This window comes from Bradyrhizobium sp. AC87j1 (assembly GCF_002936975.1).
In the GTDB taxonomy this organism is placed as follows: Bacteria; Pseudomonadota; Alphaproteobacteria; order Rhizobiales; family Xanthobacteraceae; genus Bradyrhizobium; species Bradyrhizobium shewense.
In genome coordinates this window covers 35,186-59,389 of sequence record NZ_PTFE01000009.1, presented here as the reverse complement: position 1 = coordinate 59,389, position 24,204 = coordinate 35,186, and the positions used below count along the sequence as shown (strand labels likewise).

The 24,204-nt window shown below is 63.7% G+C and carries 22 protein-coding genes; 10 read left to right on the top strand and 12 right to left on the bottom strand.

Going from position 1 to position 24,204, the window contains the following annotated elements; all coding sequences use genetic code 11:
- Positions 1-4: 4 nt before the first annotated feature.
- Positions 5-1,051, bottom strand: coding sequence for a GGDEF domain-containing protein (locus CV770_RS07935; RefSeq protein ID WP_201759756.1), 1,047 nt, complete (start codon positions 1,049-1,051; stop codon positions 5-7).
- A gap of 191 nt (positions 1,052-1,242) precedes the next feature.
- On the opposite strand from CV770_RS07935, the gene leuS reads away from it, so the two are divergent.
- The 3 genes from leuS to holA all read left to right on the top strand — a co-directional run bounded on the left by leuS (position 1,243) and on the right by holA (position 5,555).
- On the top strand, positions 1,243-3,879 hold the full coding sequence (gene leuS / locus CV770_RS07930) for a leucine--tRNA ligase (protein WP_104461926.1): 2,637 nt from the start codon (positions 1,243-1,245) through the stop codon (positions 3,877-3,879).
- A complete protein-coding gene (gene lptE / locus CV770_RS07925; protein WP_018323549.1) occupies positions 3,866-4,417 on the top strand; it encodes an LPS assembly lipoprotein LptE in 552 nt (183 codons plus the stop codon). The genes leuS and lptE overlap by 14 nt, the downstream gene beginning before the upstream one ends.
- Positions 4,418-4,526: 109 nt before the next feature.
- The gene (gene holA / locus CV770_RS07920) at positions 4,527-5,555 is read left to right on the top strand and encodes a DNA polymerase III subunit delta (protein WP_104461925.1); all 1,029 of its coding nucleotides are present in this window, start codon (positions 4,527-4,529) and stop codon (positions 5,553-5,555) included.
- A gap of 155 nt (positions 5,556-5,710) precedes the next feature.
- On the opposite strand, the gene CV770_RS07915 is transcribed toward holA, so the two are convergent.
- The 8 genes from CV770_RS07915 to CV770_RS07875 all read right to left on the bottom strand — a co-directional run bounded on the left by CV770_RS07915 (position 5,711) and on the right by CV770_RS07875 (position 15,012).
- Positions 5,711-6,598: a ParB/RepB/Spo0J family partition protein gene (locus CV770_RS07915; protein WP_201759745.1), complete on the bottom strand. Its 888-nt coding sequence runs from the start codon at positions 6,596-6,598 to the stop codon at positions 5,711-5,713.
- A 143-nt stretch (positions 6,599-6,741) separates the two neighbouring features.
- Positions 6,742-7,608 carry a ParA family protein gene (locus CV770_RS07910; RefSeq protein WP_104461923.1) on the bottom strand — a complete coding sequence of 289 codons (867 nt, stop codon included), beginning with the start codon at positions 7,606-7,608 and terminating at the stop codon, positions 6,742-6,744.
- A gap of 29 nt (positions 7,609-7,637) precedes the next feature.
- Positions 7,638-8,270: a 16S rRNA (guanine(527)-N(7))-methyltransferase RsmG gene (gene rsmG / locus CV770_RS07905; protein ID WP_201759755.1), complete on the bottom strand. Its 633-nt coding sequence runs from the start codon at positions 8,268-8,270 to the stop codon at positions 7,638-7,640.
- Between the two features lie 150 nt (positions 8,271-8,420).
- Entirely contained in the window at positions 8,421-10,301 is a 1,881-nt protein-coding gene (gene mnmG / locus CV770_RS07900) for a tRNA uridine-5-carboxymethylaminomethyl(34) synthesis enzyme MnmG (RefSeq protein WP_104461921.1), read from the bottom strand.
- A gap of 614 nt (positions 10,302-10,915) precedes the next feature.
- Positions 10,916-12,265: a tRNA uridine-5-carboxymethylaminomethyl(34) synthesis GTPase MnmE gene (mnmE, locus tag CV770_RS07895; RefSeq protein ID WP_091965361.1), complete on the bottom strand. Its 1,350-nt coding sequence runs from the start codon at positions 12,263-12,265 to the stop codon at positions 10,916-10,918.
- A gap of 313 nt (positions 12,266-12,578) precedes the next feature.
- A complete protein-coding gene (gene rho / locus CV770_RS07885; RefSeq protein ID WP_008133567.1) occupies positions 12,579-13,844 on the bottom strand; it encodes a transcription termination factor Rho in 1,266 nt (421 codons plus the stop codon).
- Positions 13,845-14,091: 247 nt separating this feature from the next.
- On the bottom strand, positions 14,092-14,526 hold the full coding sequence (hemJ, locus tag CV770_RS07880; RefSeq protein WP_091965360.1) for a protoporphyrinogen oxidase HemJ: 435 nt from the start codon (positions 14,524-14,526) through the stop codon (positions 14,092-14,094).
- Positions 14,527-14,703: 177 nt separating this feature from the next.
- Entirely contained in the window at positions 14,704-15,012 is a 309-nt protein-coding gene (locus tag CV770_RS07875) for a hypothetical protein (RefSeq protein ID WP_245453700.1), read from the bottom strand.
- Here CV770_RS07875 and CV770_RS07870 point away from each other — a divergent pair.
- Genes CV770_RS07870 through dnaQ form a run of 4 tightly spaced genes read left to right on the top strand, consistent with a single transcriptional unit; the run spans position 14,986 to position 17,834 of the window.
- Positions 14,986-15,825 (top strand): pyruvate, water dikinase regulatory protein, encoded by an 840-nt coding sequence (locus CV770_RS07870; RefSeq protein WP_018323540.1) that lies wholly within the window; start codon positions 14,986-14,988, stop codon positions 15,823-15,825. The two genes, CV770_RS07875 and CV770_RS07870, sit on opposite strands and share 27 nt — an antisense overlap.
- A gap of 8 nt (positions 15,826-15,833) precedes the next feature.
- The gene (locus CV770_RS07865; protein WP_104461919.1) at positions 15,834-16,442 is read left to right on the top strand and encodes a Maf family nucleotide pyrophosphatase; all 609 of its coding nucleotides are present in this window, start codon (positions 15,834-15,836) and stop codon (positions 16,440-16,442) included.
- A 23-nt stretch (positions 16,443-16,465) separates the two neighbouring features.
- The gene (gene coaE / locus CV770_RS07860; RefSeq protein WP_091965358.1) at positions 16,466-17,065 is read left to right on the top strand and encodes a dephospho-CoA kinase; all 600 of its coding nucleotides are present in this window, start codon (positions 16,466-16,468) and stop codon (positions 17,063-17,065) included.
- 55 nt (positions 17,066-17,120) lie between these two features.
- Positions 17,121-17,834, top strand: a complete 714-nt coding sequence (gene dnaQ, locus CV770_RS07855; protein WP_018323537.1) for a DNA polymerase III subunit epsilon — start codon at positions 17,121-17,123, stop codon at positions 17,832-17,834.
- On the opposite strand, the gene secB is transcribed toward dnaQ, so the two are convergent.
- The gene (gene secB / locus CV770_RS07850) at positions 17,831-18,313 is read right to left on the bottom strand and encodes a protein-export chaperone SecB (RefSeq protein WP_091965356.1); all 483 of its coding nucleotides are present in this window, start codon (positions 18,311-18,313) and stop codon (positions 17,831-17,833) included. The two genes, dnaQ and secB, sit on opposite strands and share 4 nt — an antisense overlap.
- A gap of 411 nt (positions 18,314-18,724) precedes the next feature.
- On the opposite strand from secB, the gene CV770_RS07845 reads away from it, so the two are divergent.
- The 3 genes from CV770_RS07845 to CV770_RS07835 are packed head-to-tail and all read left to right on the top strand — an operon-like array spanning position 18,725 to position 21,535.
- Positions 18,725-19,432: a Tim44/TimA family putative adaptor protein gene (locus tag CV770_RS07845; protein WP_104461918.1), complete on the top strand. Its 708-nt coding sequence runs from the start codon at positions 18,725-18,727 to the stop codon at positions 19,430-19,432.
- Positions 19,410-20,948, top strand: a complete 1,539-nt coding sequence (gene mltA, locus CV770_RS07840) for a murein transglycosylase A (protein WP_201759744.1) — start codon at positions 19,410-19,412, stop codon at positions 20,946-20,948. The genes CV770_RS07845 and mltA overlap by 23 nt, the downstream gene beginning before the upstream one ends.
- On the top strand, positions 20,945-21,535 hold the full coding sequence (locus CV770_RS07835) for a Smr/MutS family protein (protein ID WP_104461917.1): 591 nt from the start codon (positions 20,945-20,947) through the stop codon (positions 21,533-21,535). The genes mltA and CV770_RS07835 overlap by 4 nt, the downstream gene beginning before the upstream one ends.
- Here the strand turns inward: CV770_RS07835 and CV770_RS07830 are convergent.
- Together CV770_RS07830 and hslU are read right to left on the bottom strand one after the other, a co-directional pair.
- Positions 21,532-22,656 (bottom strand): hypothetical protein, encoded by a 1,125-nt coding sequence (locus CV770_RS07830; protein ID WP_104461916.1) that lies wholly within the window; start codon positions 22,654-22,656, stop codon positions 21,532-21,534. The two genes, CV770_RS07835 and CV770_RS07830, sit on opposite strands and share 4 nt — an antisense overlap.
- A gap of 212 nt (positions 22,657-22,868) precedes the next feature.
- Positions 22,869-24,173, bottom strand: coding sequence for an ATP-dependent protease ATPase subunit HslU (hslU, locus tag CV770_RS07825; RefSeq protein ID WP_104461915.1), 1,305 nt, complete (start codon positions 24,171-24,173; stop codon positions 22,869-22,871).
- Positions 24,174-24,204 lie beyond the last annotated feature (31 nt).

Genomic DNA, 24,204 nt, shown 5'->3' with positions numbered 1-24,204 from the left:
CAGGCTATCCCGCAGTCCCCACGCGATCGAGCTCGGTCTCCGTCACCACGCGATTGCGGCCGCTGCCCTTGGCGAGATAGAGCGCGCGATCGCAGCGCTCGATGAGATCGGTGATCGCTTCGCCGGCCCGGTACTGCGCCACGCCGATCGACACACTGATGCTGGGCAGAACCTCGCCGGTGGAGCGGCGGGTGATCGTGCACTCGGCGAGCGCGTGCCTGATGCGCTCGGCGATCTCGGCACAGGTGGCGAGATCGGCATCCGGCAGCACCGCGATCAGCTCCTCGCCGCCATAGCGGGCCGGCAGATCCTGCTCGCGAACCTTTTCACGCAGCACCTTCGCCATCAGGCGCAGCACCTGGTCGCCGACACCGTGGCCGAAATTGTCGTTGAAAGTCTTGAAGTGGTCGATGTCGAGCATCAGCACGCTGAGCGGCTCGCCCCACGCGGCGGTCGCCTGTGCCTTGCGCAGGAATTCGTCGAGCGCCCGCCGGTTTGCGAGTCCCGTCAGCGTGTCGGTCCGGGCGCGCTCCTCGGACCTCGATAGCGAATCGCGGATCACGTCGAGCTCGCGGGTCTTTTCCGCAAAGCCTGCTTCCAGCCGTGTCGCCCGGGTGGCGGCCCGCGCCAGCTCGTTCATGAGCTGGGCAACCAGCGCCTTCGGATCGACGCCGGCCTTGCCCTGGTCCGCCACCTCGCTGATGACCTGCATCTGTGAATGATTGTCGGCGATCGCGGTCGCCAGAAATTCCTTCGCGGCCCCCATGAGCGCCTGCAGCCGCTCGGACGTGTCGACCACAGCGGCACTCACCTGGGGCGCGACATAGGTCTTGAACAGGTCCTGATTGGTTCGGGCGTCGAACGGACGATTGTGGTCGATCAGAAGATCAATCGCGTTGCGCAGATCCTCATGGCCGTCCCCGAAATACAGGAACCAGACGGCAAAATTGGCCGGGGTCGGCGCAATCCGCTGTTCGGCCATGCTCCGCATCGCCCGTCCGGCAATGGACGCGGCATAGTCGTAATCGGGCTCGTCGAAGCTGGAATCCATCGCACTCATGCGGTCTCGTCGGGCCGCAAATTGGCATTGACCCCTTAATCACACCCCAACGCCGACCTTCGTAGTTATGCGGAGGCGTCGGCAAAGTTCCAAACTGCGGCAACCCATTGACCCCCTAAGGACTTCTATGGCCTAGTCCGCCGTCTTGAGACGGCCGAACCCACGAAAACCGCAACGATTCCATGACCTCCGAACGCTATAACGCCCGCGACGCCGAACCGCGCTGGCAACGCCTCTGGGACGAACAGGCGATCTTCGTCTCCAAGAACGACGATTCGCGGCCGAAATACTATGTGCTCGAGATGTTCCCCTACCCGTCCGGGCGCATCCATATCGGCCATGTCCGGAATTATACGCTCGGCGACGTGCTGGCCCGCTTCATGCGCGCCAAGGGGTTCAACGTGCTGCATCCAATGGGCTGGGACGCTTTCGGCCTGCCGGCCGAGAATGCCGCGATCGAGCGCAAGGTCGCGCCGAAAGCCTGGACCTACGACAACATCGCCGCGATGAAGAAGCAGCTCCGCTCGATCGGGCTGTCGCTGGACTGGTCACGCGAATTCGCGACCTGCGACCCCAGCTACTACAAGCATCAGCAGAAGATGTTCCTGGACATGCTCGGCGCCGGCCTCGCCGAGCGTGAGAAGCGCAAGCTCAACTGGGATCCGGTCGACATGACCGTGCTCGCCAACGAGCAGGTGATCGACGGCCGCGGCTGGCGTTCCGGCGCCGTTGTCGAACAACGGGAAATGAGCCAATGGGTCTTCAAGATCACGAAGTACTCGCAGGAGCTGCTGTCCGCGCTCGATGGGCTCGATCGCTGGCCTGACAAGGTGCGGCTGATGCAGCGCAACTGGATCGGCCGCTCGGAAGGGCTGCTGGTTCGCTTCGCGCTGGATCAGGCGACGACGCCCGCCGGCGAGAGCGAGCTGAAGATTTTCACGACGCGCCCGGACACGCTGTTCGGCGCCAAATTCATGGCGATCTCGGCAGATCATCCGCTGGCGCAGGCAGCCGCCGCGAAGAACCCCGAGCTTGCGGAGTTCATTGCCGACATCAAGAAGATCGGCACTGCGCAGTCGATCATCGACACCGCGGAGAAGCAGGGCTTTGACACCGGCATCCGCGCGGTGCACCCGTTCGATCCGTCCTGGAAGCTGCCGGTCTATGTCGCGAATTTCGTGCTGATGGAATACGGCACCGGCGCGATCTTCGGCTGCCCGGCGCATGACCAGCGCGACCTCGACTTCGTCAACAAGTACAACCTCGGCAATACGCCGGTGGTGTGCCCCGAGGGCCAGGATCCGAAGTCGTTCGTCATCACCGACACCGCCTATGACGGCGACGGCCGCATGATCAATTCGCGCTTCCTCGACGGCATGACCATCGAGCAGGCCAAGGACGAGGTCGCAAAACGTCTGGAAAGCGAGCTGCGCGGCAACGCGCCGGTCGGCGAGCGCCAGGTGAATTTCCGCCTGCGCGACTGGGGCATTTCGCGCCAGCGCTATTGGGGCTGCCCGATTCCCGTCATCCATTGCCCGAAATGCGACGTGGTGCCGGTACCGGATGCCGATTTGCCGGTGACGCTGCCTGACGATGCCACCTTCGACAAGCCGGGCAACGCGCTCGACCATCACCCGACCTGGAAGCATGTCACCTGCCCCAAATGCGGGGCCAAGGCTCAGCGCGAAACCGACACCATGGACACCTTCGTGGATTCGTCCTGGTACTTCGCGCGCTTCACCGATCCCTGGAACGAGACCGCTCCGACGACGCCTGCCGTCGCCAACCGGATGCTGCCGGTCGACCAATATATCGGCGGCGTCGAGCACGCGATCCTGCATCTGCTCTACAGCCGCTTCTTCACCCGCGCGATGAAGGCGACCGGGCACATCGCGCTGGACGAGCCGTTCGCCGGCATGTTCACGCAAGGCATGGTGGTGCACGAGACCTACCAGAAGGCCGACGGCACCTATGTGCAGCCGGCCGAGGTCAAGGTCGAGGTCGGCGGCAATGGGCGCCGCGCAACGCTATTGACGACGGGCGAAGACATCCAGATCGGCCCGATCGAGAAGATGTCGAAATCGAAGAAGAACACGGTCGATCCCGACGACATCATCGAGACCTACGGCGCCGATGTCGCCCGCTGGTTCATGCTGTCGGATTCCCCGCCCGACCGCGACGTGATCTGGAGCGACGAGCGCGTCCAGGGTGCCTCGCGTTTCGTCCAGCGGCTGTGGCGGCTAGTGAACGATTCCATCGAACTCGGCAAAGCCGCGCCGGCGGCCCGGCCGGCCAGCTTCGGCACGGACGCGACTGCCTTGCGCAAGGCCGCCCATGGCGCGCTCGACAAGGTCACCACTGGGATCGAGCGGCTGCACTTCAACGTCTGCCTGGCCCATATCCGCGAATTCGCCAATACCTTCTCGGAGATCCTGCAGCGAGCCGGCCAGCCCGCCCCTGATTTGGCTCCAGATTTGGCTTGGGCGATCCGCGAAGCCGGCCAGATCCTGGTCCAGCTGTTCTCCCCGATGATGCCGCACCTTGCCGAAGAATGCTGGCAGGCTCTGGGCCAGAGCGGGCTGGTTTCCGAGGCCAATTGGCCGCAAATCGAACGCGATTTGCTGGTTGAAGACAGCGTGACCCTCGTGGTCCAAGTCAACGGCAAGAAGCGGGGTGACATCACAGTTGCAACAGCGGCCCAGAATCCGGAAATCGAGGCTGCCGTTTTGGCTCTCGATGCGGTAAAACTGGCCCTGGACGGCAAGCCCGTCCGCAAGGTGATCATCGTCCCCAAGAGGATCGTAAATGTTGTCGGCTAGGATCCGCATCGCAGCCCGCTTGCTGGCGGTCGCGGCATTGGCGGCGCTGACGGCTGGTTGCTTCCAGCCGATGTATGCCGAGCGTGGCGACGGCACCCCCGGCTTGCGCGAGAAGCTGATGGGGGTCGAGCTCCCGCCGATCGCCAAGCCCAATGCCTCGCGCGAGGCCCGTGTCGGTGTCGAAGTCCGCAATGCTCTCGCCTTCAAGCTCTACGGCACTGCGACGGGAATGCCGCCGACCCATCGGCTGGACATCCGCTTCACCTCCAGCCGTTCTTCGCTGATCGTCAGCGCCACGACGGGATTGCCGACCAGCGAAAACCTTGGCATCGACGCCCAGTACAATCTGATCGAGGTCGCGACCGGCAAGTCGGTGATGACCGGCACCACGTTCTCGCGCGTGTCCTATGACATGCCCGGGTCCTATCAGCGCTTCTCCCGCACCCGCGCCGTCCGCGACGCGGAGGATCGTGCCGCCAACGAGATCGCCGAGAACATCACGACCCGGCTCGCCTCGTTCTTCACCGCTGGCACGTAGTGCAGTTCCGTCATTCCGGGGCGCCCGCAGGGCGAACCCGGAATCCAGAGATTATAGATCGAGATTCCGGGTTCGCGCTTCGCGCGCCCCGGAATGACAGTTGGGCCCGATGGTCGCGCTGCGTGGAAAAGAGATCGACGCCTTCCTCGCCCGCCCCGATGCGGGCCGCCCGATCATCCTGCTCTATGGTCCCGATGCCGGCCTGGTGCGCGAGCGCGCCGATGCGCTGATCGCCTCCGCCGTCGATGATCCCAACGATCCGTTCTCGCTGGTCAAGCTCGACGGCGACGAGCTTTCCGCCGAGCCCTCGCGCCTCGTCGACGAAGCCATGACGGTGCCGCTGTTCGGCGGCCGCCGCGCCATCCGCATTCGCGCCGGCTCGCGCAGCTTTGCCAGCGGTATCGATACGCTGGCGGAGATGTCGGTGAAGGATTGCCGCGTCGTAATCGAGGCCGGCGAGCTGCGTCCGGAATCGCCGCTGCGAAAAGCCTGCGAGAAGGCCAAGGCCGCGGTAGCGATCGGCTGCTATCCCGACACCGAGCGCGACCTCGCCAAGCTGATGGAAGACGAATTACGCATCGCAAATTTGCGCATCGCGCAGGATGCCCGCGCGGCGCTGATGTCGTTCCTCGGCGGCGACCGCCAGGCCTCGCGCAACGAGCTGCGCAAGCTGACGCTCTACGCCCACGGCAAGGGCGAGATCACACTCGATGACGTGATGGCGGTGGTCGCCGACGCCTCCGAGCTGAAGCTCGACCCGATCGTCGACGGCGCCTTTGCCGGACGGCCCGACATCGTCGAGGCCGAATTCGCAAAGGCCATGATCGCCGGCACCTATCCCGGCGTGATCATCTCCGCCGCGCAGCGTCAGGCTGCGTGGCTGCACAAATCCGCGCTCGCGATCGCCGACGGCCAGCCTGCCTCCGCCGTGCTCGACGGCGGCTATCCGCGCCTGCATTTCTCACGTAAGCCCGCGGTCGAAACGGCGCTACGAAATTTCAGCGTGGCGCGGCTCGCCGCGATCATCGAGCAGCTCGCGACCGCGGCTCTCGACACCCGCAAGCAATCCACGCTGGCCGCCGCCATCGCCCAGCGCACATTGATGGCGATCGCCGCGAACGCGAAGCGGCGGGGCTGAGCCACGCTGTCATCCCCGCGAACGCGGGGATCCATGATCACAGGAAGTGGTTTGGCGAAGACTTGCAGTCCGGTACTGCGCCCCGGTCCGATCGCTAAATCACGCGGTAGCGGTATGGGTCCCCGCGTTCGCGGGGACGACAGCGAGGGCTTGGCCTACAGCGCGCCCTTCGCCAGCCGCTTCATCACCTCGTCGAGCTGATCGAGGTTGCTGTAGCTGATCTGCACCGAGCCGCCGGGGTCGCGGTGATTGACGGTGACCTTGAGACCGAGCGCGTCGCTGACGCGCTTCTCCAGATCGATCGTATCGGGGTCCTTTTCCTTCCCCCCGGTCGCGCGGGCCTTTTGCGGCTTGCGCTCCGGCACGCCCTCTTCATGCGCGAGCGCTTCGGCCTGGCGGACGTTGAGGCCCTCCTCGACGATGCGCTTGGCGGCCGCGAGCGGATCGGGCACGCCGATCAGCGCACGGGCGTGGCCGGCTGTCAGCTCGCCGGTTGCGATGAAGGCCTGCACCTCGGCCGGCAGCTTCGTCAGCCGCATCATGTTGGCGACGTGGCTGCGGCTCTTGCCGACGACCTTTGCGATGTCGTCCTGGCTGCGTTTGAATTCGTTGGCGAGCGCGTGATAGCCTTGGGCCTCTTCGATCGGGTTGAGGTCCTCGCGCTGCACGTTCTCGACGATCGCGAACTCCAGTGCATCGCTGTCGCTGATGTCGACCGGAACGATCGGCACCTCGTGCAGGCCGGCCATCTGCGAGGCGCGCCAGCGCCGTTCGCCGGCGATGATCTCGAAGCGGTCCTGTGCCCCCTTCACCGGACGCACCACGATCGGCTGGATCACGCCGTGCTGCCTGATCGACTCGCTGAGCTCCTTCAGCTCGACGTCCGAAAAGGTGCGGCGCGGATTGCGCGGATTGGCCTTGATGAACTCGATCGGCACCTTGCGCTGCGCGCGCGGCCGATCGACATGCTGAGCCTCGCCGCCGACATCACCGATCAGACTTGCAAGACCCCGGCCCAGTCGCGAACGCGCTTCGTCGGCCATCGCCAGCTCCCTTGGATTCACGGTGCAGCACTCCAGAACTGAATTTCGAAACTAGTAGGATGGGTAGAGCGAAGCGAAACCCATCGCTGTTAGCGCGTATGATGATGGGTTTCGCTGCGCTCTACCCATCCTACGGGTCGGCGCTAATGCGTGACGCGCAGCTCACGCTCGCGCTGAATCACTTCGGTGGCGAGCCGCAGGTACGCTTCGCTGCCGACGCATTTGAGATCGTAGACCAGCACCGGCTTGCCGTAGGACGGCGCTTCGGAGATGCGCACGTTGCGCGGGATCATGGTCTTGTAGACCTTCTCGCCCATGAACTGCCGGACGTCGGCGACGACCTGGTTGGAGAGGTTGTTGCGCGAGTCGAACATGGTCAGCACGATGCCGTGGATCGACAGGTTCGGATTGAGCGTCGAGCGCACCTGCTCCACCGTCTGCAGCAATTGCGACAGACCTTCGAGCGCGAAGAACTCGCACTGCAGCGGCACCAGGATCGCATCGGACGCCGCCATCGCGTTCACCGTTAGCAGGTTGAGCGAGGGCGGGCAGTCGATCAGCACATAGGTGTAATCGGCATCCGGCGAGACGTTGTTGTTGAGCGCGCCGATCGCGTCGCGCAGCTTGAAGGCGCGGCCGGGCGTGGTGCCGAGTTCGAGCTCGAGGCCGGAGAGATCCATGGTCGAGGGCGCGATGTGCAGCCGCGGCACCGCGGTCGACACCACGGCCTCGCGGAGCGGGGCTTCACCAATCAGCACGTCATAGGTCGAGCATGAGCGGTTGCGGCGATCGATGCCGAGGCCGGTCGAGGCGTTGCCCTGCGGATCGAGATCGACGATCAGAACACGCTCGCCGATCGCAGCGAGCGCCGTGCCGAGGTTGATCGCTGTGGTTGTTTTTCCCACACCGCCCTTCTGATTCGCCAGCGCCAGGATGCGCGGATGGCCATGCGGCACCTCGCTGGGCGGTTCTTGGGTCTGCTCTTGCTGCGGCTCGTCAATCACGGTCATCGAATTTCCCCACTCAACCCCTGAGCGCCTCAGCTGCGCCGTTCGGCGGCATCGAGCTCCACGATCCAGCCGTCACCCGTGCGGCTTTGGTGGAGTCGAGGCTCGATATTCCAATATTTAGCGGCTTCGGTCAATTCAGCCTCTACATCTTGACCCTTAAGAAATAACGCCTTCGCGCCCTGGCGCATCAGCGGCTCCGCAAAGCCGATGAGTTGATGTAGCGGAGCCAGCGCACGCGCGGTGACGCAATCGACGGGGCCAGTGATTCTATCCACATTATCCCCGATCTCAGCGAGATGTACGACTCCCGGAGATGCGGTGACGCGAATTGCTTCGCGCAAAAAGGCGGCCTTCTTGGCGATTCGCTCGACGAGATGGACGCTGGCGCCCGGGGTCCCGGCCATGGCACAGGCCAGCACGACGCCGGGAAAACCGCCGCCGCTGCCGAGGTCGGCCCAGCGCTTTGCGGCGGGCGCGAGATCGACGAGCTGGAGCGAGTCGGCGATGTGCCGGGTCCAGAGCTGCGGCAAGGTCGACGGCGCGACCAGATTGGTCTTGGCCTGCCACTCCCGCAGCAGTGCGATGTAGCGATCAAGCCGGGCTTCCGTTTCATGTGAAACGGGCGCGAGCTTCAGCGCCGCGATCTTGTCAGCGGCGATGATCGCATCGAGTGATTGATCATTGGCACTGGCCTTGTCGATCTTTGGTCCGGGCTGTGACGGCGCGGCTCGCCGTCCTGCCCCCTCGCCCGCCTCAGGTCGTTGCGATGAAGATCTACCGCCTGCCGGCCCGCGTTGTTTCACGTGAAACGCCTATGCAATCGCTTTCGAGGTCTTGCGGGCCTCGCGGCGGAGATAGGCAGCAAGGATGCCGAGCGCGGCCGGCGTCATGCCGTCGATCCGGCCCGCCTGTCCGACCGTGAACGGCCGCGCCTTCTCCAGCTTGGCCCTCACCTCGTTGGAGAGCCCGGGCACCTCCTGGTAATCGACCTCAGACAGCACCATCCCCTCGTCGCGCCTGAAGGCCTCGACGTCGGCGCTCTGGCGCTCGAGGTAGACATCGTACTTGGCGTCGATCTCGAGATGGGTGGCGATAGCAGGGTCGATGGCGGACAGCTCCGGCCAGATCGCGCGGACCTGGCTCCAGCTGATATCCGGATAGGCCATCAGCGAGAACGCCGACCGGCGCTGGCCATCCCGGTTCAGGGACAGTCCGTGCTTGATCGCCTCGTTCGGAGTGATCGCCAGCGACTTCGACAGCGCCCTGGCCGCGTTCAGGGCGTCCATCTTGGCGCGGTGATGCTGAGTCCGGGCACTGCCGACGCACCCCAAAGCGATCCCCTTCTCGGTCAGACGCTGATCGGCATTGTCCGCCCGCAAGGTCAGGCGATACTCGGCCCTGGAGGTGAACATCCGATAGGGCTCGCTGATCCCGCGGGTGACGAGGTCGTCGATCATCACGCCAAGATAGCCGTCAGCGCGGTCAAACACGGTCAATGCAGCCCCGCTCGCAGCCAGTGCCGCGTTCAGGCCGGCCACGATGCCCTGCCCGGCGGCCTCTTCATAGCCGGTGGTGCCGTTGATCTGTCCGGCCAGGAACAGCCCGCGCAGCCGCTTGGTCTGCAGGGTCGGATCGAGCTCGCGGGGATCGATGTGGTCGTATTCGATGGCATAGCCCGGGCGAACCATCTTCACCCGCTCCAGACCAGGGATGCTGGCGAGGATCGCGAGCTGGACCTCCTCTGGGAGCGAGGTCGAGATGCCGTTGGGATAGACGGTGCTGTCGTCGAGGCCTTCCGGCTCCAGGAAGATCTGATGACCGTCGCGGTCGCCGAAGCGGACGATCTTGTCCTCGATCGAGGGGCAATAGCGGGGACCAGAGCTCTTGATCTGGCCGGAGTACATCGGCGAGCGATGGACATTGGCCCGGATCACCTCATGGGTCGCGGATGTGGTCCGGGTGATGCCGCACTGGATCTGCGGGGTCGTGATCCGCTCGGTCATCACCGAAAACGGCTCCGGCGGCTCGTCGCCGGGCTGCATCTCGACCGCAGACCAGTCGATCGTGGTGCCGTCCAGACGGGGCGGAGTGCCGGTCTTAAGCCGCCCCAGGGTGAAGCCGGCGCGCTCAAAGGAAGCGGAAAGACCCATGGCGGGCGCCTCATCGACGCGGCCGGCCGGCCAGTTCTTCTCTCCGAGATGAATGAGACCACGGAGGAAGGTGCCTGTGGTGACAACTACGGCCCCCGCCCGAAGCTCTTGACCGTCGGCCAGACGGAGACCGGTGACGCGGCCATCGGCCACGATCAGCTCGTCAGCCTCGCCCTCGATGACGGAAAGACCTTCGGTCTCCTGGATCGCGGCCTGCATTGCGGCGGCATAGAGCTTCCGGTCGGCCTGGGCCCGAGGACCACGGACGGCGGGACCTTTGCGGCGATTGAGCACGCGAAACTGAATGCCGCCGGCATCGCCGACGCGACCCATCAGACCGTCGAGCGCATCAACTTCGCGAACCAGATGACCCTTGCCGAGGCCACCGATCGCGGGATTGCAGGACATTGCACCGATGGTGGAGAAACGATGCGTCACCAGCGCGGTCGCAGCACCCATCCTGGCAGAGGCGGCCGCGGCTTCGCAGCCGGCGTGGCCACCGCCAATCACGATGACGTCGAAGCTCTCTCGCCCTGTTCGCATGGCGGACTTCTAGCTCAGTGTCGGGAAAGCCGGAAGAAGAAACTGGTGAGGCGGATGTTTGACGTGAAACACGGACCAGGGCCGAAGCGATTTCGCGAAAACAACCCCATGCACAGTAGAACGGGCGTTGAGTTCTCGTGTTTCACGTGAGACGAAACGGAGTTCGTCAGCGGGCTGTAGCTAAGTCCGACGAAGACAACGACTTAACTGGGATTGCGTCGCCACGGTAGACGCATTTGACGAACACCGGCCTCGCCACCCGTCATTGCGAGCGTAGCGAAGCAATCCAGAATTCCTCCGCAGAAGCAGTCTGGATTGCTCCGTCGCAGGGGCTCCTCGCAATGACGGGGCGAGAGTTAGCGGCGCTGAAACGGTCCTTTGTACGCGGATAGAGAGGAACCATTCGCCTGCGACCTCACTTTCAGCCCAGCAGTGTTTCACGTGAAACATCCGGGCCTGCAGGCCGGATCGAGCGCCGCGAGAGCTAGAGGCTTCGCGCTGTGCCCATCCGAACTCCAAAGGGGTTCAAGATATCGAGCAACAACGAGCCGTGGGATGTTTCACGTGAAACACAAGAAATGAACAAGCGCTAGTTCTACAATGAAGAACTAGATCTACTTTCCTATGCAGAACTTTTGGAAGATGGCTCCGAGGACGTCTTCGACATCCACCCGGCCCAGCAACCGGCCCAAGGCGTAAGCGGCGGCGCGCAGCTCTTCGGCTGCAAGCTCCTCGCCGTGTTCTACAAGGTCCAGACTCCGGCGCAAGCTCTCTGACGTCCGGACCAACAGATCCCGCTGGCGAGCCCGGGTCACCAGCGCGCCCTCGGTGGTTCCGAAAAACTCCGAAGCGAATTTCACCAGCGCATCCACCAGTTCCGGGACACCATCCCCCCGACTCGCCGAGATCCCGAACTCGGAGCGCGGTACGACGCCCTCGCTCAGGTCGATCTTGTTGCGGACGATCCAGGCCGGGCCACCGGACCGACCGCCCTCGCCGGACGTCCAAGACGATCTCATCGCACTGGGATCGACGTCCTGCTCCCCCTCGACCAGCCACAGCACGAGGTCGGCGTCCTCGGCCCGCGCTCGCGCACGGCGCACGCCCTCCTGCTCGACCGGATCATCGGTCTCGCGAATGCCGGCGGTGTCGATCACAGTGACGGGATAGCCATCAAGATCGAGCTGGACCTCGATCACGTCGCGCGTCGTGCCGGCATGCGGCGAGACGATCGCGACCTCGCGGCGCGCGAGCTGATTCATCAGCGTCGACTTGCCGACATTCGGCTCGCCCGCGATCGCAACCACGAGGCCCTCGCGCAGACGTTCAGAATGTCCCTGTGCCGCAAGGACTTTTGTGATTTCGTCGTGCAGGGCCTTGATCGCTTTCACTGCCGGCGCCCTGAGCTCTGCCGGCACATCGCCCTCATCGGAAAAATCGATGCCGGCCTCGATCAGCGCCGAGGCCTCGATGATGCGCTCGCGCCAGTCGCGCGCGCGGTCGCCGAGCAGCCCTTGCAACTGCCGCAGCGCCTGACGGCGCTGGCGGTCGGTGTCAGCGTGGATGAGATCGTCAAGGCCCTCGGCTTCGGTGAGGTCGAGCTTGCCATTCTCGAAGGCGCGCCGCGTGAACTCGCCCGGCTCGGCCGCCCGAGTATTCGGAATTAAAGAAATTGTGGCGAACAGCACCGAGAGCACGGCGCGGCCGCCATGAACGTGGAATTCGGCGACGTCCTCGCCGGTCGCGCTGGCCGGCCCCGGAAACCACAGCACGACCGCATCGTCGATCGGCTGGCCCGCGCCGTCACGAAGCAGCCGGCGGCTGGCCTGCCTCGGCGCCGGCAGCTTCCCCGCCAAGGTCGTCAACGCCAGGCCGGCTTGCGGACCCGAGACGCGCACCACGGCGATCGCACTCGGCGCCCGGCCGGACGACAGCGCAAAGATGGTCTGGTCTCGCGGATGCATGGCCTATTTGTCCGGCTCGCGCCGAAAAGGCAAACGGCCCATTCATGGACCGCGGCGGTCCATTTTGCTGCGCCTTTGCCGCAGCAAATATCATATTGCAGCGCAATATAGACTCGGCAATTTGCTGCAAGAACCTCGCCGATCAAGGAAAGTCCGCCAGCGAATATCAAGCTTTATATAGATATATCAATACCTTCGGAGAAGGTCGGACCTGCACTTCGATACAGCTCCATGCTGCACCGTTGCCGCAGCAAAGCCGCACAACGAAAAAAGGGCGCCCGAAGGCGCCCTCTGATTTCATATTGCACCGCACTCAGGTGTTCATCGAGTCGAAGAACTCCGAATTGCTCTTGGTCGAGCGCAGCTTGTCGAGCAGGAAGTCGATCGCGTCCATCGTGCCCATCGGGTTGAGGATGCGGCGGAGCACGTACATCTTCTTGAGCACCTGCGGATCGGTGATGAGCTCCTCCTTGCGGGTGCCGGAGCGCGAGATGTCGATCGCCGGGAAGGTGCGCTTGTCCGAGACCTTGCGGTCCAGGATCAGCTCCGAGTTACCGGTGCCCTTGAACTCTTCGAAGATGACTTCGTCCATGCGGCTGCCGGTATCGACCAGCGCGGTCGCGATGATGGTCAGCGAGCCACCCTCCTCGATGTTGCGGGCGGCACCGAAGAAGCGCTTCGGGCGCTGCAGCGCGTTGGCGTCGACACCACCGGTCAGCACCTTGCCGGATGACGGCACCACGGTGTTGTAGGCGCGGCCGAGGCGGGTGATCGAATCGAGCAGGATCACGACGTCGCGGCCGTGCTCCACCAAGCGCTTTGCTTTTTCGATCACCATCTCGGCGACCTGGACGTGACGCACCGCCGGTTCGTCGAAGGTCGACGACACGACCTCGCCCTTCACCGAGCGCTGCATGTCCGTGACTTCTTCCGGACGCTCGTCGATCAACAGCACGATCAGATAGCACTCGGGGTGATTATGCGTGATCGAGTGCGCGATGTTCTGCATCAGCACGGTTTTACCCGTGCGCGGCGGCGCGACGATCAATGCGCGCTGACCCTTGCCGATCGGCGCGACGATGTCGATCACGCGTGCAGACAAGTCTTTCCGCGTCGGATCGTCGATCTCCATGCGGAAACGCTGATTCGGAAACAGCGGCGTGAGGTTGTCGAAATTGACCTTGTGCTTGGCCTTTTCCGGGTCCTCGAAATTGAGCGTGTTGACCTTCAGCAGCGCGAAATAGCGCTCGCCCTCTTTCGGGCTGCGGATGTGGCCTTCGATGGTATCGCCGGTGCGCAGGCCGAAACGGCGGATCTGCGACGGCGAAACGTAGATGTCGTCCGGGCCCGGCAGATAATTCGCATCGGGCGAGCGGAGGAAGCCGAAGCCGTCGGAGAGAACCTCGACGACGCCCTGGCCGACAATATCGGTCTCGGCGAGCGCGAGCTGCTTGAGGATGGCGAACAGCAGCTCCTGCTTGCGCATGGTGCTGGCATTCTCGACCCCGTTCTCCTCCGCGAACGAGACGAGCTCGGCCGGCGTTTTGGACTTGAGGTCTTCGAGTTTAATTTCCCGCATTGGGGTGGTCCTGTGGGGTAACCTTGGGAGGGGTGCGAGGAGGCTCTGAAATGCGGACGTGAGAAGATAAGGTCCGCAGGTCTGGCAAGGTTAAGTGCCGATGAGGCTTCAAACCTGATGCGGTGTCCGGCCTCTGGAAAGCTCAGACACAACCACATCCGCCTGCGTTGGGTGGGATGTCGACAATATAGAAAATCGCTCCCTTCTCCGCAAGCCGAAGCGCTGAGCTAATCGTCGCGCGCCTCGCCTAGAACGGCTTCACGATCACCATGATGACGATGAAAATCATCAGAACGGTCGGCACCTCGTTGATAATTCTATAGAATTTCTGGGTTCGGGGGCGTCGGTCGGCGGCGAAATCCTTCAGCCAGCGGGAAAAAAAGCCGTGGACCGCGGACATCGCCAGGACCAGTGCCAGTTTTACGTGCAGCCAGCCGAACGAGAACCAATGGCCGGACCAGGCGAGATAGAGCCCGGCGAGCCAGGTGACGGTCATGGCCGGGTTGATGATGGCCTTGAGCAGCCGGCGTTCCATGATCTTGAACGTTTCGGACTGCTTCGAGCCGATTTCGGCCTCGCTGTGATAAACGAACAGCCGCGGCAGATAGAGCATGCCCGCCATCCAGGCGATGACGGCAATCACGTGCAGCGCCTTGATCCAGAGATAGACGTCTTCAAACATTTTCTGTTTCCGGATTTCTGACCCAGCCGAGGGAACGCTGGGGATAGTAAGAACTCGTTAAGGTCTTGCCTGCACACATATCCGTCCGTAGCGCCTTCCTCAAATCTAGAATCTTAGATTCTTAAGGTTTGAGTCTATGTGACCGTGGATTGGACTCACACAATTCCGTCCGCGCGTTCACGCGCGCTTGTTCACATCCATCAACATATCCCTGATCGCTCTGGCGACTTCCGATAAGTCGGCCAGCTTCAAAGGCTTGCGCCTTTCTGTCGGCAGCTTATCAAGGGGGTTGTCCGCGCAATCCCGTTTCCCTGGAGCGAGGGCGCCGGACTTGTCCTGACGGGCAGCGGTGTGAAGAAAATTGGCACTTGTCCCGCCCCTGGTGTCGCGCAACCCTTTCCGAGAGGTTAAGCTCCACAGAAATCCACAAATCACCCCGCCTTCATCCAAAGAGTTTTCGTGCCAACCTCGAACAATTATTTCCATCTGCACCTCGTGTCTGACTCCACCGGCGAGACGTTGATCACCGTGGCACGGGCGGTTGCGGCCCAATACGCCAACGTCACCCCGGTCGAGCACGTCTATCCGCTGGTGCGCAGCCAGAAGCAGCTCGACCGCGTGCTCGACGAGATCGAGGAGGCGCCGGGGATCGTGCTGTTCACGCTGCTGGAGAAGGATCTGGTCTCCAGGCTCGAGGACAAGTGCAAGGAGATCAATGTTCCGAGCCTGTCGATCATCGGCCCCGTGATGCAGCTGTTCGAAGCCTATCTCGGGGCTGCGACCACCGGCCGCGTCGGCGCCCAGCACGTCCTCAACGCGGAATATTTCAAGCGCATCGATGCGCTGAACTACACCATGATCCATGACGATGGTCAGCATGTCGAAGGCCTCGACGATGCCGACGTGGTGCTGGTTGGTGTGTCCCGCACTTCCAAGACGCCGACATCGATTTATCTGGCCAATCGCGGCATCCGCACCGCCAACGTGCCGCTGGTTCCCGGCATTCCGGTGCCCTCGCAATTGGAGACGCTGACGCGGCCGCTGGTCGTCAGCCTGCACGCGACGCCGGAACGCCTGATCCAGATCCGTCAGAATCGCCTGCTCTCGATGGGGACCGATTCCGGCAACGACACCTATACCGACAGGCAGTCGGTCACCGAGGAAGTTGCGTTTGCGCGCAAGCTCAGTGCCAAGCATGATTGGCCGCTGCTGGACGTCACGCGACGCTCGATTGAGGAAACCGCGGCGGCGATCATGAAGCTCTACAGCGATCGCCAGCGCAACCGGCCTTCCGGATAGCTTTCGCGATGGGTCTGTGGCTCGGCAAATCTCCGTTGATCCTGGCCTCACAAAGCAGCGCCCGAAAAATGCTGCTGGCCAATGCGGGGCTGGAATTCAAGGCTATTACCGCCGATATCGACGAGCGCGGTATTCAATTAGCTTCAGCGCTTTCAAATCCGCGCGAGATCGCTCTGCTGCTGGCGCGCGAAAAAGCCAAGGCGATCTCGGCCAATCATCCCGGAAGCTACGTGATCGGGGCCGATCAGACACTGGCTCTTGGCAATCGTCTTTTCAACAAGCCCGCAGGCCGTCCGCAGGCATTGGCGCAATTGCGCGATCTCGCCGGCAACAGCCATGAGCTGAATTCCGCGGTGGCTATGGCGCATGACGGCCAGATTGTTTTCGAAGACGTTTCGGTCGCACGCATGACCATGCGCGAGATGACCGAGGACGAGCTTTCAGCCTATCTGGATGCTGCCGGCGACGCCGTCACCGCCAGCGTCGGCGCCTATCAGCTGGAAAGCCTGGGCATTCATCTGTTCGAGCGCATCGAGGGCGATCATTTCACCATTCTCGGCCTGCCGCTGCTGCCGCTGCTTGCATTCCTGCGAGGCGAGCAGCTAGTTGCGGTGTGAATGACAGACATGGCTGAGCGCTGATGCGGATCCTGGGACTGACCGGCTCGATCGGAATGGGAAAATCCACCACCGCGAAATTGTTCGCGGAGGCTGGCGTGCCCGTCTACGATGCCGATGCTGCCGTGCATCAGCTCTATGAGGGCGAAGCGGCGCCCGCGATCGAGGCCGCCTTTCCCGGCACCACCGTGAACGGCAAGGTGGACCGGCCAAAACTGTCGGCGCGCGTCGTGCATGATCCCGCCGCCATCAAGCAGCTCGAGCAGATCGTCCATCCGATGCTCGGCGCCTCCCGGCAAAAGTTTTTTGCCGAGGCGGAAGCTGCCAAGGCGCCGGTCGTGCTGTTGGACATCCCGCTGCTGTTCGAGACCGGTGGCGAGAAGCGGGTCGATGCCGTGGTCGTGGTCTCGACCTCGCCGGAACTCCAGCGCGAGCGGGTGCTGGCGCGCGGCACCATGGACGAAGCCAAGCTCGACGCGATCATCGCCAAGCAGACGCCGGACGCCGAGAAGCGCAAGCGGGCCGATTTCGTAGTGGATACGTCACACGGACTTGACCCGGTGCGCGCGCAAATCGCCCACATCCTGGCCGAGGTCGTTAAGATGCCGCAGCGGCGGGCCTGATTCGCCGCCGCACACGGCTCTCAAGACGCTGCTCTCAAGCCACTGATCTCAAGACATGCGCGAAATCGTTCTCGATACCGAAACCACCGGCCTCGATCCGCTGCGCGGCGATCGTCTGGTCGAAATCGGCTGCGTCGAGATCCTCAATCGCATGCCGACCGGGCAGACGTACCACGTCTATATCAATCCTGAACGGGACATGCCGGCGGAAGCCTTTGCGGTGCACGGGCTGTCGGCCGAATTTCTGTCGACCAAGCCGCTGTTCCACGAGGTCGTCGATGCGTTTCTGGAGTTCATCGGCGATGCGCCGCTGGTGATCCACAACGCCTCGTTCGACATCGGCTTCATCAATGCCGAGCTCGACAAGATCAAGCGCGCGGCGATCCCGCGCGAGCGGCTGGTCGATACGCTGCTGCTGGCGCGCCGCAAGCATCCCGGCGTGTCCAACCGGCTCGACGATCTCTGCTCGCGTTATGCGATCGACAATTCACACCGCACCAAGCACGGCGCGCTGCTGGACGCCGAACTGCTGGCCGAGGTCTATGTCGATCTGGTCGGGGCGCGGCAGTCGCAGCTGCTCCTGGCGTCGGACGCTCAGGAGATTCGCGTCAATGCGGCTGGCGATGCGCCGCGGCGGCAGCGGCTGGTGCCGCTCGCGCCGCGGGTTTCCGATGCCGAGCGTGAGGCCCACAAGGCCTTCATCGCAACGCTCGGCGACAAGGCGATCTGGAACGAGTTTTTGCCCGCTCCAGCTCCTCCGGCTGGTTAGGCCTGGCCGCTCGGCTGAGCGGCCATTTGTCGCTCCATGTTCTGGCGATAGAGACCGACGAAGTCGACCGGATCCAGCATCAGGGGCGGGAACCCGCCGTCGCGCACCGCGGTCGCGATGATCTCGCGGGCGAACGGGAACAGCAGGCGCGGGCACTCGATCATGACCAGCGGATGCAGATTCTCCTTCGGCACGTTGGCGATGCGGAACACGCCGGCATAGGCGAGCTCGAACGAGAACATGATCTTGCCCGCGGTCTCGGCCTTGCCTTCGACCGACAACGTCACCTCGAACTCATGTTCGCTGAGATTGTTAGCGCTGACATTGATCTGGATGTTGATCTGGGGGGGCTGGCTCTGCTGCTGGAGCGAGCTGGGCGCGTTCGGGTTTTCGAACGAAAGGTCCTTGGTATATTGCGCCAGCACGTTGAGCTGGGGAGCCTGGGCCGCCTCGGGAGGGGTGCCGTTACCGTTGGTCATGAGAGTCTCTCCTTACCCGATTTGGGCTGAATTTCGCGGCGGTTGGCTAACATAGGGCCGCCTCGTTCCACAAGGACGAACGGTCCCGGAGGCGGGATTCCGGGCGCGCCGCAACCGCCGCGTTCATCCCGCCTTTTCCGTAAAACTGCGCCTTAAATGATTGAAGATGCGCGATTTCCGGGCAGGATCGGGTTTCCCCTTAAGCATAAAACGCGCTACACTCGGTGCTGTGCCAAAAGGCGCCATTGGCCGGGCAAGATTTCGTGCCTACATCCCACGGACCTGACGCGGACCTAAAATGGTGATGTAGACTTGCCGTTCCCGTATGGAACGGTCTACTGGCCGGATTGATTTTCCCGGCGACGACCCCAAAGCGTAGACCCAGAGCAAAGACCAGAAAGCGAATCCGACGTGGACATCTACACCATCATCTTCCTGGCGCTGGCGGTCTTCATCTTTCTGCGGCTGCGCAGTGTGCTCGGGCAGCGGACCGGCAACGAGCGGCCGCCGTTCGATCGGACTGCCGCCCGCAATGCGCTCGGGGGTACCCAGGACAACAACGTCGTGACCATGCCGGGCAAGGTCATCGATCAGGCCCCGCTGGCGCCGACCGCCGAGCCGACCCCGCCCTCCGATCGCTGGAAGGGCCTGACCGAGCCGGGCACCGCGCTGGCGCAGGGCCTTGATGCCATCGTCGACAAGGATTCCACTTTCGACCCGCGTCATTTCATCTCGGGCGCCCGCGGCGCCTACGAGATGATCGTGCTGGCCTTTGCCAATGGCGACCGCCGCGCGCTGCGCGACCTGTTGTCGTCGGACGTCTATGAGAGCTTCGAGGCCGCGATCAAGGAACGCGAGAAGAACGAGCAGAAGACCGAGACCCGGTTCGTCTCGATCGACAAGGCCGAACTCGTCGGCGCCGAGCTGCGCGACCGTACCGCCCAGCTCACGATCCGCTTCGTCTCACAGATGATCTCGGCCACCCGAGACAAGGCCGGCAACATCGTCGACGGCAGCGCCGACACGGTCGCCGACATCACCGACATCTGGACTTTCGCCCGCGACGTCACCTCTCGCGATCCGAACTGGAAGCTGGTTGGCACCGGAAGCGCGAATTAAGGTCTTTCTGAAGACCGGCGCGACGGCGCTTTGCGCAGGTGTCGTCGTGTTGTCGTCGTTTTCGCTCGGCGCCGAGGCCGCGCGGCGCCACTATCGCAGCCATCACCATCATCCCCCGCAATTGGCTGCGGCTCCGCCGCGGGCCTTGCCCTATCCGCAGCTCCCGCTGCCGTTCGAAATTCCGGGCGCGCAATATCTGCCGCTGGCCTGGGCGGACGTGAAGGGCTGGAGCGATGACAATCATCTCGCGGCGTACAAGACGTTCCGCGCCAGCTGCAAGCCGATCAATGCACCAACCGGCGCGGCGGAGCCAAAGGCGCTGGCAGGCTCGCTGAGCGAACCTTGCCGGGCGGCGAAATCGCTCGAGCTCACCGACGACGCGAAAGCAAAGACCTTCTTCGAGGAGAATTTCGCGCCGCTGCGGATCTCGCGACTCGGCGAGCCCGACGGTTTCGTCACCGGCTATTACGAGCCGGTGCTGGAGGGGTCGCGCACGCAGACCGAGGTCTACAATGTTCCGGTCTACCGCCGTCCCTCGAATCTGTTCGTGCGCGGCTACAAGCAGGATTCGGTGAGCCTGCCCAACAAGGGACCGGTCTATCGCAAGATCGGCCGCCGCAAGCTGGTGCCCTATTACGACCGCGGCGAGATCGAGGACGGCAAGATCGCCGGCCGCGGACTCGAGATCGCCTGGCTGAAGGATCCGACCGATCTGTTGTTCGCGCAGATCCAGGGCTCGGCGCGGATCAAGTTCGACGACGGCGGCACGGTCCGGCTGAATTACGACGCCTATAACGGCTATCCCTACACTGCCGTCGGGCGCGTCCTGATCGAGCGCGGCATCATTCCGAAGGAAGAGATGTCGATGCAGAAGATCAGGGAATGGATGACGCAGAATCCTGATGGCGCCAAGGAGCTGCGCCGCGCGAACCGCGCCTACATATTCTTCCGCGAGGTCAACCTCTCCGACAAGGAGGAGGCGGTGGGCGCGCAGGGCATTCCGCTGACGGCCGGACGCTCGATCGCGGTCGACAAATCGCTGCATGTCTACGGCACGCCGTTCTTCATTGAGGGCGAGCTGCCGATCGAGTCCGAACGCTCGAAGACGCCGTTTCATCGGCTGATGATCGCACAGGATACCGGCTCGGCCATCATCGGCCCCGCGCGCGCCGATCTGTTTTTCGGCGCCGGCGCGGATGCCGGCCGCGTCTCCGGACGGCTGCGCCACCCCATGCATTTCGTGATGCTGGTGCCGAAGGGCCTCGATCCCTCGGTGCGCGGTGCACGGCTGCCGGTGCCCGATCCGCGCCCCTCGGAGAAGATCGCCAAGCTGTTTCCGCAAACCGATCCCGGGAAGGGGACGGCGAAGCCGGCTACTGCCGCCGGCCCCGCGGAAACCAAGAGCGACACGGTCGCCATCGCGGGTCCAGTCCCGCTGCCGGCGCCGCGCCCTGTGATCGAGCCCGCTTCCGAACCGCAGCGACCGGTGAAGAAACGGCCCCATCGGCAGCAATGAAGCGATCGTCCCGTCCGCCCGTGCTCGAGCCTCGCCCCTCGCCGCGCCGCCGCGCGCTGAGCGAGGAGGAGCGCGAGCTGTGGGAGGTCGTTGCCAAACAGGTCAAGCCGCTGAGGAAGCACCGCGCGGCGAAGGCGCATGTCGCTCCGCGCACCGAGCCTTTGCCCGCAGCACCCGTCACGCGGCCTGCGTCATCGCCACGGCCGGCCGCTGCTGCACCGGCACCCCGCGCCGCAAAACCGGCCGTCCCGCCCCTGGCGCCGCTCGGCAAGCGCGAGCGCACAAAACTGTCGCGCGGCCGCAGCGAGATCGAGGCGCGGCTCGATCTGCACGGCATGACCCAGACGCGCGCGCATCGCGCCCTGACCGGATTCCTGCACCGCGCCCATCACGACGGCCTGACCTTCGTGCTCGTCATCACCGGCAAGGGCCGCAGCGGCGGCGAAAGCGGCGTGCTGCGCCGCCTGGTGCCGGAATGGCTGAGCCTGCCGGAATTCCGCGCCTTCGTCGTCGGCTTCGAGACGGCGCATATCGGCCATGGCGGCGAGGGCGCGCTGTATGTGCGGATCAGGCGGGCGAGGTTTTAGAACGGCCTGATGATTCCGACGCGCGGGATCAGCGTGAGGATCAAGCCGAAGATATTCGTCTTCTGATCCTCTGCCGGAATCAGCGGCGCCTCGCGCGCGGCCGGCAGCATCTTCACCGCATGCAGGAGCAGGAACATGCAGACCGCCCAGTTCGAGATCCAGCGCGAATAGTCGAACACCATCGCAAACATCACGAGATAGGCGAGGCTGATTCCGATCAGTGCCGCGAGCACGAGGCGGCGGTGCGTCTCGCTTGCGAGCGCTCCGATCAGCTTGGCAAAATAGCGCCACAGCGGCGTGTGCAGCCAGATCAGCAGCGCGAACACGGGCACGCCGAGGATGTTGTGCGGCAGGCGTCCCCAGGTGTCCGAGACCTCCTTCGCCAGCGGCTGGTACCAGATGTAGGCGAATTGCAGCAGGTCAGTTCGCGAGGGATCGGCCATCCGAGTCTTCAAGTAAGCGACGAAATCCGCTTCCGGGATTGGCATCGTTCCCAAAAATTGCGCCGCAAAGAACAGCACCGCGACGATGAGCAGGGCGACGATGCCGAAGGCGACATCGCCGCGATTGAGCCCGCAGGCGAGATAGTGCCTGATCACGACGATAGTGACGATCGTCGGCACATACATCAGCAGATGAATGTGGTGGATCAGCACGAGAATGATCGAGAACAGCGCGGCCAAAGCCACGAACAGCAATGAGCCTGCCGGCGTCAGCAACAGGATCAGCGCCAGTGCACAGCCATAGATGTCGAAATGGCCGAGCGTGTGCATGAAGTTCTTGAGGAAGAACGGCGAGCCCGCGATGAAGACGAACAGCGGCAGCGTCTTCGCGGTGAAGCCAAAGCTCTTCTGAAACAGCCTTGCGTAGAGGGCCAGCGTCACCAGCCACGTCACCCCGCCGATCGCGAACACCGACCAGACCGGCACCTTGTCCGTGAACAGCGCGACGATCGCCCCGATCAGCGCGCGCTTGATGAAGCCAAAATGGTAGTCGACCAGGAGATGGATGTAGGGGACGTAAGGCGGCAGCTGGATCTTGTGAACGAACACGCCGACGATAACCGCGGCGTTGATCGCGAGCAGCAGCCGCCAGGGGTTTTTCTGGATATGAGCGATCACGCCGCACCTGGGCTGGCGCGATTGACCTCCGCTGTCGTCCCGGGCAAGCGAAGCGCGACCCGGGACCCATAACCACAGGACGCTGTTTGAGCCAAGGCTGGAGCCGCCATCTTTTCTAACAAGGACCGCTGGTGGTTATGGGTCCCCGCGCCCGTGCGCAATTGCGCACTAGGCGGGGACGACAGCGGGATAGATAGCGGACTGAACCCAAATTACAAAATGAACCGGCTCAGATCGGCGTTCTTGGCGAGGTCCCCGACGTGCTTCTGCACGAAATCCGCATCGACCTTGACGGTCTCGCCGCTGCGGTCGGGGGCGGTGAAGGAGATCTCGTCCAGCACCCGCTCCATCACGGTCTGTAGCCGCCGCGCGCCGATGTTCTCGACGGTGGAATTGACGGCGACCGCGACGTCGGCGAGCGCGTCGATGGCGCCGTCGGTGATGTCGAGCGTCACGCCCTCGGTCTGCATCAAGGCGACATATTGCTTGATCAGCGAGGCCTCGGGCTCGGTCAGGATGCGGCGCATGTCGTCGCGGGTCAGCGCCTGCAATTCGACGCGGATCGGCAGGCGGCCTTGCAATTCCGGCAGCAGGTCCGACGGCTTTGCGACGTGGAAGGCGCCGGAGGCGATGAACAGGATGTGGTCGGTCTTGACGGCGCCGTGCTTGGTCGAGACCGTGGTGCCCTCGATCAAGGGCAACAGATCGCGCTGCACGCCCTCGCGCGAGACGTCGCCGGCGGCACGGCCTTCGCGCGCGCAGATCTTGTCGATCTCGTCGAGGAACACGATGCCGTTGTTCTCGACCGCGTTGATCGCCTCCAGCGTCAGCTGATCGGTGTCCAGCAGCTTGTCGGATTCCTCGTTGACCAGGATCTCGTGCGAGCCCTCGACCGTCAGCCGCCGCGTCTTGCTGCGGCCCCCTAACTTGCCGAAGATGTCGCCGATCGAGATCGCGCCCATCTGCGCGCCCGGCATGCCCGGGATCTCGAACATCGGCATGCCGCTGCCGCCGCCTTGCGTCTCGATCTCGATTTCCTTGTCGTTGAGCTCGCCGGCACGCAGCTTCTTGCGGAAGGATTCACGCGTCGCAGGGCTGGCATTGGCACCGACCAGCGCATCGAGAACGCGCTCCTCGGCGGCGAGCTGCGCGCGAGCGTGCACGTCCTTGCGCTTCTTCTCGCGGACCTGGGCGATCGCGACCTCGACGAGATCGCGCACGATCTGCTCGACGTCGCGGCCGACATAACCGACCTCGGTGAACTTGGTCGCTTCCACCTTCAGGAACGGCGCATTGGCGAGCTTGGCGAGCCGCCGCGCGATTTCGGTCTTGCCGACGCCGGTGGGGCCGATCATCAGGATGTTCTTCGGCAGCACCTCTTCGCGCAGCGAGCCTTCAAGCTGCTGCCGGCGCCAGCGGTTGCGCAGCGCGATCGAGACGGCGCGCTTGGCGTCGGCCTGGCCGACGATGAAACGGTCGAGTTCGGAAACGATTTCGCGGGGAGAGAAGTCTGTCATGTCTGTCTAGCTAGGGCGGGAGGCGGTTAAG

What these genes read in the sequence shown, in the direction of transcription:
- CV770_RS07935 (WP_201759756.1), bottom strand. Translation starts at nt 1,051, where the DNA reads ATGGATTCCAGCTTCGACGAGCCCGATTACGACTATGCCGCGTCCATT.
- secB (WP_091965356.1), bottom strand. Translation starts at nt 18,313, where the DNA reads ATGACCAACGGTAACGGCACCCCTCCCGAGGCGGCCCAGGCTCCCCAG.
- holA (WP_104461925.1), top strand. Translation starts at nt 4,527, where the DNA reads ATGGTCGCGCTGCGTGGAAAAGAGATCGACGCCTTCCTCGCCCGCCCC.
- rho (WP_008133567.1), bottom strand. Translation starts at nt 13,844, where the DNA reads ATGCGGGAAATTAAACTCGAAGACCTCAAGTCCAAAACGCCGGCCGAG.
- CV770_RS07865 (WP_104461919.1), top strand. Translation starts at nt 15,834, where the DNA reads ATGGGTCTGTGGCTCGGCAAATCTCCGTTGATCCTGGCCTCACAAAGC.
- dnaQ (WP_018323537.1), top strand. Translation starts at nt 17,121, where the DNA reads ATGCGCGAAATCGTTCTCGATACCGAAACCACCGGCCTCGATCCGCTG.
- CV770_RS07875 (WP_245453700.1), bottom strand. Translation starts at nt 15,012, where the DNA reads ATGGAAATAATTGTTCGAGGTTGGCACGAAAACTCTTTGGATGAAGGC.
- CV770_RS07915 (WP_201759745.1), bottom strand. Translation starts at nt 6,598, where the DNA reads ATGGCCGACGAAGCGCGTTCGCGACTGGGCCGGGGTCTTGCAAGTCTG.
- hemJ (WP_091965360.1), bottom strand. Translation starts at nt 14,526, where the DNA reads ATGTTTGAAGACGTCTATCTCTGGATCAAGGCGCTGCACGTGATTGCC.
- hslU (WP_104461915.1), bottom strand. Translation starts at nt 24,173, where the DNA reads ATGACAGACTTCTCTCCCCGCGAAATCGTTTCCGAACTCGACCGTTTC.
- leuS (WP_104461926.1), top strand. Translation starts at nt 1,243, where the DNA reads ATGACCTCCGAACGCTATAACGCCCGCGACGCCGAACCGCGCTGGCAA.
- CV770_RS07910 (WP_104461923.1), bottom strand. Translation starts at nt 7,608, where the DNA reads ATGACCGTGATTGACGAGCCGCAGCAAGAGCAGACCCAAGAACCGCCC.
- CV770_RS07835 (WP_104461917.1), top strand. Translation starts at nt 20,945, where the DNA reads ATGAAGCGATCGTCCCGTCCGCCCGTGCTCGAGCCTCGCCCCTCGCCG.
- mnmG (WP_104461921.1), bottom strand. Translation starts at nt 10,301, where the DNA reads ATGCGAACAGGGCGAGAGAGCTTCGACGTCATCGTGATTGGCGGTGGC.
- lptE (WP_018323549.1), top strand. Translation starts at nt 3,866, where the DNA reads ATGTTGTCGGCTAGGATCCGCATCGCAGCCCGCTTGCTGGCGGTCGCG.
- coaE (WP_091965358.1), top strand. Translation starts at nt 16,466, where the DNA reads ATGCGGATCCTGGGACTGACCGGCTCGATCGGAATGGGAAAATCCACC.
- mnmE (WP_091965361.1), bottom strand. Translation starts at nt 12,265, where the DNA reads ATGCATCCGCGAGACCAGACCATCTTTGCGCTGTCGTCCGGCCGGGCG.